The sequence below is a fragment of the Ramlibacter sp. JJN2-2R genome, from assembly GCF_057747835.1.
Window position 1 is genome coordinate 444,261 of sequence record NZ_CM173226.1, and the last position, 15,466, is coordinate 459,726.

18 protein-coding genes are annotated in these 15,466 nt (G+C 70.1%); 16 read left to right on the forward strand and 2 right to left on the reverse strand.

Features of this window, described 5'->3' with window-relative positions; translation table 11 throughout:
• Positions 1-152 precede the first annotated feature (152 nt).
• Positions 153-749: a cysteine hydrolase family protein gene (locus AC3ANR_RS02190; protein ID WP_488290245.1), complete on the reverse strand. Its 597-nt coding sequence runs from the start codon at positions 747-749 to the stop codon at positions 153-155.
• Positions 750-931: 182 nt separating this feature from the next.
• Between AC3ANR_RS02190 and AC3ANR_RS02195 the strand changes: the two genes are divergently transcribed.
• From AC3ANR_RS02195 to hprK, 5 genes are all read left to right on the forward strand, one after another.
• A complete protein-coding gene (locus AC3ANR_RS02195; protein WP_488290246.1) occupies positions 932-1,123 on the forward strand; it encodes a hypothetical protein in 192 nt (63 codons plus the stop codon).
• A gap of 26 nt (positions 1,124-1,149) precedes the next feature.
• Positions 1,150-1,329 (forward strand): hypothetical protein, encoded by a 180-nt coding sequence (locus tag AC3ANR_RS02200; protein WP_488290247.1) that lies wholly within the window; start codon positions 1,150-1,152, stop codon positions 1,327-1,329.
• A 200-nt stretch (positions 1,330-1,529) separates the two neighbouring features.
• Complete coding sequence (gene hpf, locus AC3ANR_RS02205; RefSeq protein ID WP_488290248.1) at positions 1,530-1,859, forward strand: ribosome hibernation-promoting factor, HPF/YfiA family; 330 nt, start codon at positions 1,530-1,532, stop codon at positions 1,857-1,859.
• A gap of 141 nt (positions 1,860-2,000) precedes the next feature.
• Positions 2,001-2,468, forward strand: coding sequence for a PTS sugar transporter subunit IIA (locus AC3ANR_RS02210; RefSeq protein WP_488290249.1), 468 nt, complete (start codon positions 2,001-2,003; stop codon positions 2,466-2,468).
• A 1-nt stretch (position 2,469) separates the two neighbouring features.
• Positions 2,470-3,420 carry an HPr(Ser) kinase/phosphatase gene (hprK, locus tag AC3ANR_RS02215; protein WP_488290250.1) on the forward strand — a complete coding sequence of 317 codons (951 nt, stop codon included), beginning with the start codon at positions 2,470-2,472 and terminating at the stop codon, positions 3,418-3,420.
• A gap of 13 nt (positions 3,421-3,433) precedes the next feature.
• Here the strand turns inward: hprK and fur are convergent, their stop codons facing one another.
• On the reverse strand, positions 3,434-3,868 hold the full coding sequence (fur, locus tag AC3ANR_RS02220; protein WP_488290251.1) for a ferric iron uptake transcriptional regulator: 435 nt from the start codon (positions 3,866-3,868) through the stop codon (positions 3,434-3,436).
• Positions 3,869-3,944: 76 nt separating this feature from the next.
• Between fur and AC3ANR_RS02225 the strand changes: the two genes are divergently transcribed.
• From AC3ANR_RS02225 to gshA, 11 genes are all read left to right on the forward strand, one after another.
• Positions 3,945-4,496, forward strand: coding sequence for an outer membrane protein assembly factor BamE (locus AC3ANR_RS02225; protein WP_488290252.1), 552 nt, complete (start codon positions 3,945-3,947; stop codon positions 4,494-4,496).
• Positions 4,497-4,501: 5 nt separating this feature from the next.
• A complete protein-coding gene (gene dapB / locus AC3ANR_RS02230; protein ID WP_488290253.1) occupies positions 4,502-5,326 on the forward strand; it encodes a 4-hydroxy-tetrahydrodipicolinate reductase in 825 nt (274 codons plus the stop codon).
• Positions 5,327-5,366: 40 nt separating this feature from the next.
• A complete protein-coding gene (locus AC3ANR_RS02235) occupies positions 5,367-6,089 on the forward strand; it encodes a MotA/TolQ/ExbB proton channel family protein (protein WP_488290254.1) in 723 nt (240 codons plus the stop codon).
• On the forward strand, positions 6,086-6,505 hold the full coding sequence (locus AC3ANR_RS02240; protein ID WP_488290255.1) for an ExbD/TolR family protein: 420 nt from the start codon (positions 6,086-6,088) through the stop codon (positions 6,503-6,505). The genes AC3ANR_RS02235 and AC3ANR_RS02240 overlap by 4 nt, the downstream gene beginning before the upstream one ends.
• Before the next feature lie 54 nt (positions 6,506-6,559).
• Positions 6,560-9,199 carry a leucine--tRNA ligase gene (gene leuS / locus AC3ANR_RS02245; protein ID WP_488290256.1) on the forward strand — a complete coding sequence of 880 codons (2,640 nt, stop codon included), beginning with the start codon at positions 6,560-6,562 and terminating at the stop codon, positions 9,197-9,199.
• Entirely contained in the window at positions 9,199-9,693 is a 495-nt protein-coding gene (locus tag AC3ANR_RS02250; protein WP_488290257.1) for an LPS-assembly lipoprotein LptE, read from the forward strand. The genes leuS and AC3ANR_RS02250 overlap by 1 nt, the downstream gene beginning before the upstream one ends.
• 2 nt (positions 9,694-9,695) lie before the next feature.
• Positions 9,696-10,181 (forward strand): Lrp/AsnC family transcriptional regulator, encoded by a 486-nt coding sequence (locus AC3ANR_RS02255; protein WP_488290258.1) that lies wholly within the window; start codon positions 9,696-9,698, stop codon positions 10,179-10,181.
• A gap of 113 nt (positions 10,182-10,294) precedes the next feature.
• Complete coding sequence (rocD, locus tag AC3ANR_RS02260; protein ID WP_488290259.1) at positions 10,295-11,536, forward strand: ornithine--oxo-acid transaminase; 1,242 nt, start codon at positions 10,295-10,297, stop codon at positions 11,534-11,536.
• Between the two features lie 62 nt (positions 11,537-11,598).
• The gene (holA, locus tag AC3ANR_RS02265) at positions 11,599-12,687 is read left to right on the forward strand and encodes a DNA polymerase III subunit delta (protein ID WP_488290260.1); all 1,089 of its coding nucleotides are present in this window, start codon (positions 11,599-11,601) and stop codon (positions 12,685-12,687) included.
• Positions 12,684-13,964, forward strand: coding sequence for a glutamate-5-semialdehyde dehydrogenase (locus AC3ANR_RS02270; protein ID WP_488290261.1), 1,281 nt, complete (start codon positions 12,684-12,686; stop codon positions 13,962-13,964). Before holA ends, AC3ANR_RS02270 begins: the two co-directional genes overlap by 4 nt.
• An 86-nt stretch (positions 13,965-14,050) precedes the next feature.
• Positions 14,051-15,352: a glutamate--cysteine ligase gene (gshA, locus tag AC3ANR_RS02275; protein WP_488290262.1), complete on the forward strand. Its 1,302-nt coding sequence runs from the start codon at positions 14,051-14,053 to the stop codon at positions 15,350-15,352.
• Positions 15,353-15,466 lie beyond the last annotated feature (114 nt).

Consider the following 15,466-nt stretch of genomic DNA (forward strand, 5'->3'; position numbering starts at 1 on the left):
TGCTTCCAACGCCGGTCAGGGGGCGTTGAAAGCTACCGACTGGGGTAGGGATCCAAGGCTTGCTCGTGGGGTGGCTGGTAACGGGTCGCGATTATGCCGCGCTGCCCGCTGCGAGGGCAGCGATCCATCCCTGCGCGCCGGGATGCGGGGCCCTAGCGCGCCGTCGCCGCGGCCAGCTGCGTCGAAGGCCGCACGTCGCACTTGAGCACGGTGGCCATGTAGTCCAGGGCGCGCTGCTTGGCCTCGTCGGTCTCGGCGGCGTTGCAGTCGGCCGGCACCGAGACCTCGAACTCGCGCAGGAAGGCGTCGGCGGCGGTCAGCTGCACGCACATGTCGGTGGCCAGGCCGCAGATCACCAGCTCGCGCGCGCCCATCTCGGTGAGCAGCAATTCGAGCGCCGATGCAAAGAAGGCCGAATGGCGCGGCTTGAGGATCGTGATGTCGTCCTGGCGCGGGGCCAGCAGGCGCGCGATCTCGCCGGCCTCGCCTTGCAGCGCCTGGCAGGTCGCCACCAGGCTGCGGAAGTCCGATTGCCAGACCCCGAAGTTGTCGTTGGCATAGATCGCCGGCACCCCCTCGGCCCGCAGCCGCTCCTTGAGCGAGGCCGTGGCGCGCGCGGCCGCCAGCGCCCGGGGCGCCAGCTGCTCGGCGCCGGGAAAGTCGAGCGCGTTGATGAAGTCGACGAGCAGAAGTACGCGCTGACTTGTCGGCAGTCGCGCAGGATTCGTGCCGCGGGGGGTGGGGGGCATGGGGCGATTCTGGACGCGCCTCAGCGGCAGGCGCGCCGTCCGCGTGCTGCCCCAGCCGCAGGAAGCGTCCTACAAAGCTGGGCCGACCTGTCCGACACCCCCGATGAGGTCCCGTCCCTACAGTCTTTCCTATCCACCCGGAGCGGCATGCCGCTTCCGATTCCCCCGCAAGGAGCCGTCCCATGATCCAGCTAGCGAACGACCCGAACGCCGCCCGCACGAGCTGGCGCCCGAACGCCCAGGGCGACAAGCAGGCCATGGGCCAGCAGGCGCGGCGCCGTCCCGGCCACGCGTGGCCGTTCCTCAGCCCGCACGCGCAGCGGACCGACCGTCCGGCCGGCCACCGCCACCCCAGCAACGACAGCGGCAGCTGATGGCCGCACACCACCGAGAGGCCCCCATGTTGACCGAAGCCAAGAGCCCGAACCGTTTTTCCGACGAGCCCCGCGACAAGCCGCAGGGCGATCGTGTCGAGCACGCCAACCTCGAGCGCCCGGGCGCCCAGGCCCACCCGCGTGCGCGCGGCGCGGCCGACTGGAGCCGCTATGCGCATCGCGCCGCCGGCTGGCGCTGGCACTGAGATCCGCGAGCGGGCTGCGTCCCGTTTCCACTGCGTGAAAGCGGCCTGCGGGCCGCTTTCTTTTTTGTTTCCGCATGCTCGAATCGATTGCTTTTCACAGGGGCGAGGGGCATAGTGGTTTCAACGCCAGTTCAAGCTTCTCCCGGGTCCGGCGGGCCTCCCGCCGCGGCCTTCAACCCGAGCGAACCAGGAGGTTTTGCATGAACTTGACGATCAGCGGTCACCACCTCGAAGTCACCCCCGCACTGCGCACGTACGTGACCACCAAGCTCGATCGCATCACCCGCCACTTCGACCAGGTGGTGGACATCAAGGTTCTCCTCACCATCGAAAGGCAGAAGGAAAAGGAACGACGACAGCGCGCCGAGTGCCGCATCCACGTCAAGGGCAACGACATGTTCGCGGAGAGTTCCCACGAAGACCTCTATGCCGCGCTGGACGAGCTGGTCGACAAGCTCGATCGCCAGGTCGGCCGCCACAAGACGCGGCTGCAGGACCACCACCATCCCGCACCCAAGCGCATCATGTGATCCCGTCCGGCCCGCACCGGGCCGGATCGACTCCAAGGGCCCCGCACGGGGCCCTTGCCGTCTTTGCGGCGCCGTGTGGGAATCGGGCGGCGCAGCGGCAGGGTTTGTCCGGAGGCGGGTGCATAATCGCGCCTCGCGACCATGAACCGCCTCGCTGCCATCCTGCCCGCCGCCCAGGTGCTCGTCGGCGTCGATGCGACCAGCAAGAAGCGCGCATTCGAGGAAGCCGGGCTCCTGTTCGAGAACCTGCACGGCCTCTCGCGCGCCCTGATCACCGACAGCCTGTTCGCCCGTGAGCGGCTCGGCTCGACCGGGCTGGGCCACGGCGTGGCGATCCCGCACGGCCGCATCAAGGGGCTGAAGGCGCCGATGGCGGCCCTGTTCCAGCTGGCCCAGCCGATCGGCTTCGATGCGCCCGACGAGCAGCCCGTCAACCTGCTGATCTTCCTGCTGGTGCCCGAAGCGGCGACGCAGAAGCACCTGGAAATCCTGTCCGAGATCGCCGAGCTGCTGTCGGATGCCCCGCTGCGCGAGCGCATCAAGGCCAGCACCGATGCAGGCGACCTGCACCGGCTGATCGCCAACTGGCAGTCGGCGCAGCCGGTCTGACGTGAAACCCACCGTCGTCAGCGCCGACGTCCTGTTCGAGGACCATCGCGCCCAGCTGAAGTGGGAGTGGGTCGCCGGCCTGGGCGCTTCCGAACGGCGCTTCGACGAAGTCGCCGTGCGCGCCGCCCGCTCGGGCGCCGACCTGGTCGGCTACCTCAACTACATCCACCCGTACCGGGTCCAGATCCTGGGCGAGCGCGAGGTCGCCTACCTGACCAACGCCACCGCCGACGACTGCGCGCGGCGCATCTCGCGCATCGTGACGCTGGAGCCGCCGGTGCTGGTGCTCACCGACGGCCAGGCCGCGCCGGAGGCGCTGCTGTCCATGTGCGAGCGGGCGCAGATCCCGATGTTCGCCACCCACGAGCCGTCGGCCTTCGTCATCGACGTGCTGCGCGCCTACCTGTCCAAGCACTTCGCCGAGCGCACCTCGATGCACGGGGTGTTCATGGACATCCTGGGGCTGGGGGTGCTGATCACCGGCGAGTCGGGCCTGGGCAAGAGCGAGCTGGGGCTGGAGCTGATCACGCGCGGCAACGGCCTGGTGGCCGACGACGCGGTCGACCTGTACCGGGTCAACCAGACCACCATCGAGGGCCGCTGCCCGGAGCTGCTGCAGAACCTGCTCGAGGTGCGGGGCATCGGCCTGCTGGACATCCGCGCCATCTTCGGCGAGACCGCGGTGCGCCGGAAGATGCGGCTGCGCCTGATCGTGCACCTGGTGCGACGCGAGACGCTCGAGCGCGACTACGAGCGGCTGCCGTACGAGCCGCTGGTGCAGGACGTGCTGGGCGTGCCCGTGCGCAAGGCGGTCATCCAGGTCGTGGCCGGGCGCAACATCGCCGTGCTGGTCGAGGCGGCGGTGCGCAACACCATCCTGCAGCTGCGCGGCGTGGACACGTACGCCGAATTCGTCGAGCGGCACCGCCGCGCGATGGAAAAGGGCGGCTGAGCGCCGCCTGGCCTCAGCGCCCCTTGGGCCGGTTCGGGCAGGGGTTCTTGGTGCAGTGCGCGTAGAGCGACAGCGCGTGGTCGGCGATCTCGAAGCCCTTGGCCTTGGCCACCGCGTGCTGGCGCTTCTCGATCTCGGCGTCGTAGAACTCCTCGACCTTGCCGCAGTCCAGGCACACCATGTGGTCGTGGTGCGTGCCCTCGTTCAGCTCGTAGACGGCCTTGCCGCTCTCGAAATGGCTGCGTGACAGGATGCCGGCCTGCTCGAACTGGGTGAGCACGCGGTACACCGTGGCCAGGCCGATGTCCGAGCGCTCCTCCAGCAGCACGCGGAACACGTCCTCGGCCGTCATGTGCCGCTGCCCGCCGCGCTGGAACACGTCGAGGATCTTCAGCCGCGGCAGGGTCGCCTTCAGGCCGGTGTTTTTGAGTTCGTCGATGTTCGCCATGGGGTGCGCCGCCACGAGCGGGACGCCGCAGGTGGACCGCTACAATGGTTTGATCATATCGTCTGACTCCCATTTCATGCGCCAGCCCTTGTCGAGCCTCGTGCACCCCGGACTCGTGCTCGCCGCCTGCGCGGTGGTGGCGGGCTGCAGCAGCGTCGACGCGGTCGTCAGCCGCCGCGTCACCGATGCCATCACGCCCTACCGGGTGGAGATCGTGCAGGGCAACTTCATCTCGCGCGAGCAGGTCGAACTGCTCAAGCCGGGCATGAGCCGGCTGCAGGTGCGCGAGATCCTGGGCACCCCGCTGGTGACGGACATCTTCCACGCCGAGCGCTGGGACTACGTGTTCACCCTGCGCCGCCAGGGCGTGCCGCCGCAGGCGCGCCGGCTGACCCTGTTCTTCAAGGGCGACGCGCTCGACCGCTTCGAGGGCGACCCGATGCCGGCCGAGACCGAATTCATCGCTTCGATCAACAAGCGCCGCGAAGCCAAGGTGCCGGTGCTCGAGGCGACCGAGGAGCAGCTCCAGCGCGCCGGCGGCAAGCCCGCCGCCGCCCCGGCGCCGGCGCAGCCGGCCGCCGAGCCGGCCGCGCCCGTCACCTACCCGCCGCTCGAGCCGGCGCGCTGAAGCGCATGCCGACCCGCCAGACCGACGCCATGCACCAGGTCGCCGTCGCCGGAGCCACCGGGCGCATGGGCCAGATGCTGATCGAGGCGCTGCGCGCCTCGGGCGACTGCCAGCTCGCCGGCGCGCTGGACCTGCCCTCCAGCCCCGCCATCGGCAACGACGCGGCCGCCTTCCTCGGCCATGCCAGCGGCGTGCCGGTGGTCTCGGACGTGCGCACGGGCCTGGCGCATGCCGAGGTCCTGATCGACTTCACCCGCCCCGCGGGCACCATGGACCACCTGGCGGCCTGCCGCGAGCTGAAGGTCAATGCCGTCATCGGCACCACGGGCTTCTCGGACGCGCAGAAGGCCCAGATCGCCGAGTACGCGCGCGACATCGCGATCGTCATGGCGCCCAACATGAGCGTGGGCGTCAACGTCACGCTGCGGCTGCTGGAGATGGCGGCCAAGGCCCTGTCGACCGGCTACGACATCGAGATCGTCGAGGCGCACCACCGCCACAAGGTGGATGCGCCGTCCGGCACGGCGCTGAAAATGGGCGAGGTGATCGCCGCGGCGCTCGGCCGGGACCTCAAGGCGTGCGCGGTGTACGGCCGCGAGGGCGTCACCGGCGAGCGGGACCCGTCGACCATCGGCTTCTCGACCATCCGGGGCGGCGACATCGTGGGCGACCACACCGTGCTGTTCGCCGGCACCGGCGAGCGCATCGAGATCACCCACAAGTCGTCCAGCCGGGCGACGTACGCGCAGGGCAGCCTGCGGGCCGTGCGGTTCCTGGCCGGCCGCAAGAGCGGCTTGTTCGACATGTTCGACGTGCTCGGTCTGAGGTGACCGGCAGGGCGCCGGCCGCCGCCGGCAGGGGGAGCGAGCGATGGAGGTGATGCAGCTGTTCGGCCAGGCCGACGCGATCGGGCGCGCGGTGGCGCTGCTCCTGCTGCTCATGTCGGTGGCCAGCTGGGTGGTGATCCTCTGGAAGGCCTGGCTGCTGCGCCGCGCCGCCGGCGACGTCGGCCGCTCCACCGCCGCCTTCTGGCAGGCGCCGTCGGTGGACGACGCCCGCGCGCGGGTCCAGGGGTTCGACCGCGACGCCCTGGTCCTGCCGCTGATCGACGCCACCCGCGCCCAGCAGCCCGGCTCGCTGGCCGCCGCCGGCGACCGCAGCCAGCAGCTCACCCGCGTGCTGCGCGACGCGCTTCACGACGTGCTCGACAAGCTGCAGTTCGGCCAGGTGCTGCTGGCCACGGTGGGGTCGACCGCTCCCTTCGTCGGCCTGCTGGGCACCGTCTGGGGCATCTACCACGCGCTCTCGGGCATCGCCACCGCCGGGCAGATCAGCATCGACAAGGTCGCCGGCCCGGTGGGCGAGTCGCTGATCATGACCGCCGCCGGCCTGGCCGTCGCCATCCCGGCCGTGCTCGGCTACAACATCTTCGGCCGCCGCATCGGCCGCATCGAAGCCGACCTCGAGGGCTTCGCGCGCGACCTGCGCGAGCTGGTCGCGCACCATGCCGGGGCGGCCGCCGCGGTCGGCGGCGGGCAGCCGCGCGGCGTGGATGCTTCCCCGGCGGCCGGCGCCGGCGTGGGGGCCGCGTGAGCTTCGGCCGGCTGGAGCGCACCGAGGGGCCGCGCCCCATGAGCGACATCAACGTCACCCCGCTGGTGGACGTGATGCTGGTGCTGGTGGTGATCCTGATCATCACGGCGCCGCTGATGGCCAGCTCGCTGCGGCTGGACCTGCCGCGCGCCGAGGGCGCCCAGCCCTCGGACACGCCCCGGTTCGTCACCATCGGCATCGACGCCGCCGGCCGCGTGTTCGTCAACGAGCAGCCGGTCACCGGCGAGCAGCTCGCCCAGCGGCTGGCCGACGCCGCCCGCCAGTCGCCCGACACCGAGATCCAGCTGCGGGCCGACCGGGCGGTCGCCTACGGCAAGGTGGTCGAGGTGATGGGGGCGGCGCAAAAGGCCGGCCTCAACCGCATCGGCTTCGTCGCCGAGCCCGCCGGACGCTGACGGCCGGCGGGCGGGGCGGGGCGGCAAGGGCACCCGCGGCCTAGAATTCCCGCCATGCAAGACAAGTACAACCACCTCGAGGTCGAGCGCGCCGCGCAGGGGCACTGGACCGCGCGCGACGCCTACCGGGTGGTCGAGGACGCCCGCAAGAAGAAGTTCTACGCCTGCTCGATGCTGCCCTATCCCAGCGGCAAGCTGCACATGGGCCACGTGCGCAACTACACGATCAACGACATGTTGACGCGCTACCTGCGCATGAACGGCTACAACGTGCTGATGCCCATGGGCTGGGATGCCTTCGGCCTGCCGGCCGAGAACGCGGCGCTGAAGAACGGCGTGCCGCCGGCCCAGTGGACCTACGACAACATCGCCTACATGAAGCGGCAGATGCAGTCGATGGGCCTGGCCATCGACTGGTCGCGCGAGGTCGCCACCTGCGACCCCAGCTACTACAAGTGGAACCAGTGGCTGTTCCTGAAGATGCTGGAAAAGGGCATCGCCTACCGCAAGACCCAGGTGGTCAACTGGGACCCGGTCGACCAGACGGTGCTGGCCAACGAGCAGGTGATCGACGGCAAGGGCTGGCGCACCGGCGCGGTGGTGGAAAAGCGCGAGATCCCGGGCTACTACCTGAAGATCACCGACTACGCCCAGGAACTGCTCGACCACGTGCAGCACAAGCTGCCCGGCTGGCCCGAGCGCGTCAAGCTGATGCAGGAGAACTGGATCGGCCGCAGCGAGGGCGTGCGCTTTGCCTTCACGCACGACATCCGCGACGTCGAGGGCAAGCTGATCGGCGACGGGAAGATGCACGTCTTCACCACCCGCGCCGACACCATCATGGGCGTGACGTTCTGCGCGGTCGCGCCCGAGCACCCGCTCGCCGCCCACGCCGCGCGCACCAACCCGAAGCTGGCCGCCTTCATCGAGGAGTGCAAGAAGGGCGGCACCACCGAGGCCGAACTCGCGCTGAAGGACAAGGAAGGCATGCCCACCGGGCTGGTGGTGTTCCACCCGCTCACGGGCGAGCCGGTCGACGTGTGGGTCGGCAACTACGTGCTCATGGGCTACGGCGACGGCGCCGTGATGGGCGTGCCGGGCCATGACGAGCGCGACTTCGCCTTCGCGCTCAAGTACCACCTGCCGATCATGCAGGTGGTGCACGTGGACGGCGAGACGTACGACTACCGCCACTGGCAGGAGTGGTACGGCGACAAGGAGCGCGGCGTCACCGTCAATTCGGGCAGCTTCAGCGGCTTCGGCTACCAGGAGGCGGTCCAGGCCGTCGCCCATGCGCTGCAGCAGAAGGGCCTGGGCGAGAAGAAGGTCACCTGGCGCCTGCGCGACTGGGGCATCAGCCGCCAGCGCTACTGGGGCACGCCGATCCCGATCATCCACTGCCCCGACCACGGCGCGGTGCCGGTGCCCGAGAAGGACCTGCCGGTGGTGCTGCCGCAGGACTGCGTGCCGGACGGCACCGGCAACCCGCTGAACAAGCGCGAGGACTTCCTCGCCTGCACCTGCCCGGTGTGCGGCAAGCCGGCGCGGCGCGAGACGGACACGATGGACACCTTCGTCGACTCGTCCTGGTACTTCATGCGCTACTGCGACCCGAAGAACGAGCGGGCGATGGTGGGCGAGGGCACCAGGTACTGGATGCCGATGGACCAGTACATCGGCGGCATCGAGCACGCCATCCTGCACCTGCTGTACGCGCGCTTCTGGACCAAGGTGATGCGCGACCTGGGGCTGGTGAAGATCGACGAGCCGTTCACGCGCCTGCTCACCCAGGGCATGGTGCTGAACGAGGCGTTCTCGCGCACCACCACGGGCAAGCAGTACTTCTGGGCGCACGACCTGGACATCGTGCGCGACGAGCACGCGCGGGTGGTCTCCGCGACCGCCAAGGCCGACGGCCAGCCGGTGACCTACGAGGGCTGGACGACGATGTCCAAGTCCAAGAACAACGGCGTCGACCCGCAGGACCTGATCGAGAAGTACGGCGCCGACACGGCACGCCTCTACACCATGTTCACCGCGCCGCCCGAGGCGACGCTGGAGTGGAACGATGCCGCGCTGGAGGGCAGCTACCGCTTCCTGCGCCGGGTGTGGAGCTTCGGCCACCGCCTGTCCGCGATGGGCACGGTCGGCTCGCACGTGCAGCGCCTGGGCGCGGCGGGCGGCTTCGGCAAGTCCGTCAAGGCGCTGCGCCGCGAAGTGCACACGGTGCTCAAGCAGGTGGACTACGACTACGTCCGCATGCAATACAACACCGTCGTTTCCGGCGCGATGAAGATCCTGAACGCGCTGGAGGACTTCAAGGCCACCGGCGAGGAGGGCGCCGGCACCGCGCTGGCCGAGGGCCTGGGCATCCTGCTGCGCGTGCTGTACCCGGTCACCCCGCACGTCACCCACGCGGTGTGGCAGGAGCTGGGTTACGCCGACCTGCACGGCGAGCTGCTGGATTCCCCGTGGCCCAAGGTCGACGCGGCGGCGCTGGAGCAGGAGGAGCTCGAGCTCATGCTGCAGGTCAACGGCAAGCTGCGCGGCTCGGTGTCCGTGCCCGCCGGCGCCGACAAGGCGCAGATCGAGCGCGTCGCGCTCGCCAGCGAAGCGTTCCAGAAATTCGCCGCCGGCGCGCACCCCAAGAAGGTGATCGTGGTGCCGGGCCGCCTGGTCAACGTGGTGGTCTGATGCGCCGCCGCCTGCTTGTCCTGTCGGCCGGGGCTGGCGCGCTGCTGGCCGGCTGCGGCTTCCAGCTGCGCCGCGCACCGGAGTTCGCCTTCGGCTCGATCGCCATCCCCTCCACCGGCGCCGCGGCCACCGAGCTGCGCCGCTATCTCGCCTCGTCGCCCAACGTGCAGGTGCTGGCGCCCGCGGCCCAGCCCGACGCCGCGCAGGTCGTGCTCGACATCTTGTCGGAGGCGCGCGAGAAGGTCGTGGTGGGCGTGAATGCCTCGGGCCAGGTGCGCGAGTTCCAGTTGCGCAACCGGCTGCGGTTCCGGCTGCGCACGCCGCAGGGGCGCGAGCTGATCCCCGAGACCGAGCTGCTGCAGCAGCGCGACGTCAGCTTCAACGAGTCGGCGGTGCTGGCCAAGGAAGCCGAGGAGGGGCTCCTGTACCGCGACATGCAGACCGACCTGGTGCAGCAGCTGATGCGGCGGCTGGCGGCGGTCAAGACGCTCTGACGATGGAGCTGGACCGGTCCGACCTCCGGCTGCTGCAGCTGCTGCAGCAGGACGGCCGGACCACCATCCAGTCGCTGTCCGAGGCGATCCACCTGTCGCCGCGCGCCACCCTCAACCGGGTGCGCCGGCTCGAGTCGCGCGGGTTGATCGAGGGCTACCGCGCCCTCGTCAAGCGCAACGCCCTGGGCGAGCACATCAGCGTCTTCGCCGAGATCGCCCTGAAGGACCAGCGCCAGGCCTCGGTGCAGCGCTTTGAGCAGCGCATGGCGTCCTCGCCCGAGGTCGTGGCCTGCTGGATCGTCAGCGGCCGCTACGACTACCTGGTGCGCATCTCGTGCGCCACGCTCGACGAGTACCACCGCCTCATCAACGGCTGGCTCGACGAGGCGGCGCTGGGCATCGAGAAGATCGTGAGCAACATCGAGCTGCAGACGATCAAGGAATTCACCGGCTTTCCGGTGCCGCGCACGCTGCCTTCCCAAGGCTGAGTCCGCACTTCCGAAACGGAAGTCTGGCCGTCCCGTTGCGGCCGTTGCCGCCGCGGCGGCCGCGCCGAATCACGCCCCGCGCAGCGCACCCCGGCCCAGAATGGTCGGGCCACATGCACAGGGAGATCGACATGCACATCAAGGAAGGCACGACGCAGGCGTTCATCGGCCTGGAAGAGCGCTACGGCGCGCGCAACTACCACCCGGTCCCCGTGGTCGTGGACCGTGCGCTCGACTGCCTGGTGTGGGACGTGCAGGGCCGCGAGTACATCGACATGATGGGCGCGTATTCGGCCGTCAGCCACGGCCACCTGCACCCGCGCGTGGTCGCCGCGGCGCGGCGCCAGCTGGAGAAGGTGGCCGTCACCTCGCGCGCCTACCACGGCAACACGCTGGGTCCGTTCCTGGAAAAGCTGTGCTCGATCGCCGGGTTCGACCGGGCCCTGCCGATGAACACCGGCGCCGAGGCCGTGGAGACGGCGATCAAGTGCGCGCGGCGCTGGGGCTACCAGGTCAAGGGCATCCCCGACGGCCAGGCCGAGATCCTGGTCGCGCGCGGCAACTTCCACGGCCGCACCAACACCGTCATCAGCTTCTCCACCGAAGCCGACTACCGCGCGGGCTTCGGGCCGTTCACGCCGGGCTTCCGGCACTTCGACTTCGGCGACATGGCCAGCATCGAGGCGGCGGCCGGCCCGAACACCTGCGCCGTGCTGATCGAGCCGATCCAGGGCGAGGCGGGCGTGATCGTGCCGCCGGCGGGCTTCTTCCGCGAGCTGCGCGACTGGTGCAGCCGGCACCGGGTGCTGCTGATCGACGACGAGGTGCAGGCCGGCCTGGGCCGCACCGGCAAGTGGTTCGCCTTCGAGCACGAGGGGATCCGGCCCGACGCGCTGATCCTGGGCAAGGCGCTCGGCGGCGGGCTGCTGCCGGTCAGCGCCTTCCTGGCCGACGCGCCGGTGATGGACGTGTTCAATCCCGGCAGCCATGGGTCTACCTTCGGCGGCAATGCGCTGGCCGCCGCGGTGGCGCTCGAGGGCCTGCGCGTGCTCGAGGAGGAGAAGCTGGTCGAGCGCGCGGCCGAGATGGGGCCGCTGCTGATGCAGCGCCTGCGCCAGGTGCAGCAGGCGGCCGGGCCGGTGATCCGCGACGTGCGCGGCCGCGGCCTGTGGATCGGGGTCGACATCGACCCGGCCCACGGCAACGCGCGCCGCATCGTCGAGCGCATGGCCGAGCGCGGCGTGCTGTCCAAGGAGACCCACGAGACGGTGATCCGCTTCGCGCCCCCGCTCACGATCACCCCGGCGCTGATCGACAAGGCCACGGCCATCTTCGGCGAGGTCGTCGCGGGCTAGTCGAAGCCCGCGGGCGGGCCGCCGCCCGCGGCGGCCGCCCGGGCGCGACTACACTGGCGGCCATGCAGCTTGCCGCCGCCCAGCTGTCGGCCCACCTCCAGAAGGGCCTGCGGTCGCTCTACACCCTGCACGGCGACGAGCCGCTGCTGGTCCAGGAGGCCGCCGACGCGATCCGCGCCGCCGCGCGCGCCCAGGGCTACACCGAACGCACCGTGCACACGGTCGCCGGCGCGCACTTCGACTGGAGCGCGGTGCTGGCGGCCGGCGGTTCGCTCAGCCTGTTCGCCGAGCGCCAGATCCTCGAGGTCCGCATCCCGTCCGGCAAGCCGGGCAAGGATGGCAGCGCCGCGCTGCAGCAGCTGGCCGAAAGCGCCCAGGGCAACGACTCGACCCTGACCCTCGTGTTGCTGCCGCGGCTGGACAAGATGACGCGCAACGGCGCCTGGTTCGGCGCGCTGGACGGCCACGGGGTCACGATCCAGCTCGACCCGATCGAGCGCGCCGCGCTGCCGCAGTGGATCGCGCAGCGGCTCGCGCAGCAGGGCCAGCGCGTGGTGTCGGGGGACGAGGGCCAGCGCACGCTGCAGTTCTTCGCCGACCGGGTCGAGGGCAACCTGCTGGCGGCGCACCAGGAGATCCAGAAGCTGGCGCTGCTGCATCCGGCCGGCGAGCTGGGCTTCGAGCAGGTCGAGGGCGCAGTCCTGAACGTCGCGCGCTACGACGTCTTCAAGCTGTCCGAGGCCGTGCTCGGCGGCCAGCTGGCGCGCGTGCAGCGCATGCTCGACGGCCTGCAGGCCGAGGGCGAGGCCGAGGTGCTGGTGCACTACACGCTGGCCGAGGACATCCGCGCCCTCAAGCGCGTGAAGGACGCGATGGGCGAGGGCCGGCCGCTGCCGCTCGCGCTGCGCGAGCAGCGCGTGTGGGGCCTGAAGGAGCGGCTGTTCGAGCGGGTGCTGCCGCGGCTGTCGCCCACGACGCTGGACAACCTGCTGCATGCCGCCCACGTGGTCGACGGCATCGTCAAGGGACTGAAGGCGCCGGGCTGGCCCACCGACGGCTGGCAGGCCCTGCAGCGGCTGGCCATGCAGCTGTGCCAGGAGTGTGCTGCGCCGCAGCAGTCCGCCGCCCGCCGTGGGACAATGGCGGCGTGAATGCGCTGAACATCGCCGAGGTCATGCAGACGCTGGGCTTGCAGGCCCGGCAGGCCGGCGGGCGCATGTCCGCGGCCAGCGCGGCCGAGAAGAACCGGGTCCTGCGCACCCTCGCGGCCCGGCTGCGCGCGTCGGTCGAAGCACTGCAGGCCGAGAACGCCAAGGACATCGAGCGGGCCAGCGCGGCGGGGCTGGCCGCCCCGATGGTCGACCGGCTGCGCCTGACGCCCAGGATCATCGAGACGCTCGCCCAGGGCTGCGAGCAGCTGGCCGCGATGCCGGACATCATCGGCGAGATCCGCGGCATGACGCAGCAGCCCAGCGGCATCCGCGTCGGCCAGATGCGCGTGCCGCTGGGCGTGTTCGGCATGATCTACGAGAGCCGGCCGAACGTGACGATCGAGGCCGCGAGCCTGTCGATCAAGAGCGGCAACGCGTGCATCCTGCGCGGGGGCTCGGAGGCGATCGAATCCAACCGGGCGCTGGCGGGGTTGGTGCGCGAGGCGCTGGCCGATGCCGGCCTGCCCGAGGACGCCGTGCAACTGGTGCCCACCACCGACCGCGAGGCGGTCGGCCAGCTGATCGCGATGCCGCAGTTCGTGGACGTGATCATCCCGCGCGGCGGCAAGGGCCTGATCGAGCGCATCAGCCGTGACGCCAGGGTGCCCGTCATCAAGCACCTGGACGGCAACTGCCACGTGTACGTGGACGATCCGTGCGACCTCGGGATGGCCGTGGCGATCGCCGACAACGCCAAGACGCAGAAGTACAGCCCGTGCAACGCGGCCGAGGGCCTGCTGGTCGCGCAGGGCGTGGCCGCGCAGTTCCTGCCCCGCATCGGCGCGGTGTTCGCCGCCAAGGGCGTCGAGATGCGCTGCGACCCGCGGGCCCTGGCCCTCCTCGGCGCGGTGCAGGGCGCCCAGGTGCGCGAGGCCACCGAGCAGGACTGGTCCGAGGAGTACCTGGCCGCCGTCATCAGCGTGAAGGTGGTGGACGGCCTGGACGAGGCCATCGCGCACATCAACCGCTATGGCAGCCACCACACGGACGCCATCGTCACGCGCGACCACGTCCATGCGCAGCGCTTCCTGCGCGAGGTCGATTCGGCCAGCGTCATGGTCAATGCGAGCACGCGCTTTGCCGACGGCTTCGAGTACGGCCTGGGAGCGGAAATCGGCATCAGCACCGACAAGTTCCATGCCCGCGGGCCGGTCGGCCTCGAGGGCCTCACCTCGCTCAAGTGGGTGGTGCTCGGGCAGGGCGAACTGCGCGGCTAGCACCGCGGCGGGCCGGGCCTTGCAATCGGCAAGGCTGACCTGATCTTTCCTAGAATCCGGTCAAACAGCCGCGCCGACGAGGGCCCATGGTTCCGCATCTCATCACCGCCCTCACGGGGCCCATCAACGAGCTCGAGCAGCGGATCCTCGAATCCATGCCCGCCATCGAGCGCTGGTTCCGGCTCGAGTGGATGGAGCACACGCCGCCGTTCTACACCTCGGTGGACCTGCGCAACGCCGGCTTCAAGCTGGCCCCGGTGGACACCAACCTGTATCCAGGCGGCTGGAACAACCTGACGCAGGAGATGCTGCCGCTGGCGGTGCAGGCGGCGATGGCGGCGATCGAGAAGATCTGCCCGGAAGCCAAGAACCTGCTGGTGATCCCGGAGAACCACACCCGCAACACGTTCTACCTGGCCAACGTGCTGCAGTTGAAGCGCATCTTCCACATGGCCGGCCTGAACGTGCGCATCGGCTCGATCAACCCCGAGATCACCGAGCCGACCACGATCAACCTGCCCACCGGCGAGTCCATCGTGCTCGAGCCGGTGGTGCGCACCCGCCACCGGCTGGGGCTGAAGGACTTCGACCCCTGCACCATCCTGCTGAACAACGACCTGTCGGCCGGCGCGCCCGGCATCCTGGAGGACCTGCACGAGCAGTACCTGCTGCCGCCGCTGCACGCGGGCTGGTCGGTGCGGCGCAAGAGCCGCCACTTCCAGAGCTACGAAGAGGTCGCCAAGCGGTTCGGGAAGATGCTGGGCATCGACCCGTGGCTGATCAACCCCATGTACAACAAGTGCGGCGAGATCGACTTCGCCGAGGGCGCCGGCGCCGGCATGGAGTGCCTGCGCACCAACGTCGACGCGCTGCTCACCCGCATCCGCAAGAAGTACAAGGAATACGGCATCAACGAGAAGCCGTTCGTGATCGTCAAGGCCGACAACGGCACCTACGGCATGGGCATCATGACGGTGCGCGACGTCAAGGACCTCGAGCAGCTGAGCCGGCGCACCCGCAACAAGATGTCGGTGATCAAGGATGGCCAGGAGGTCAACGACGTCATCATCCAGGAAGGTGTGCAGACGTACGAACGCATCCATGACGCGGTGGCCGAACCGGTGGTCTACATGATGGACCGCTACGTGGTCGGCGGCTTCTACCGCGTGCATCCCGAGCGCGGCATCGACGAGAACCTGAACGCGCCGGGCGCCGGCTTCGTGCCATTGGCGTTCGCCGAGAGTACGCGCTTACCTCAACCCGGCGAAAAGCCCGGCGCCAGCGCACCGAACCGGTTCTACATGTACGGGGTGATCGGGCGGCTGGCCATGCTGGCGGCCAGCTACGAGCTCGAGGCCACCGACCCCGAGGCCGAGACCTACGACTGACCGCCCGCGGGCGAGTTGTTGCGCTGCAACATCCGCCCGGCGCGGGCGTGCCGGCAGCGCACAATAGCGGTCCCAAAAGGAACCGGAAACCCCGCCGCCGCAGTTGGCCGCAAG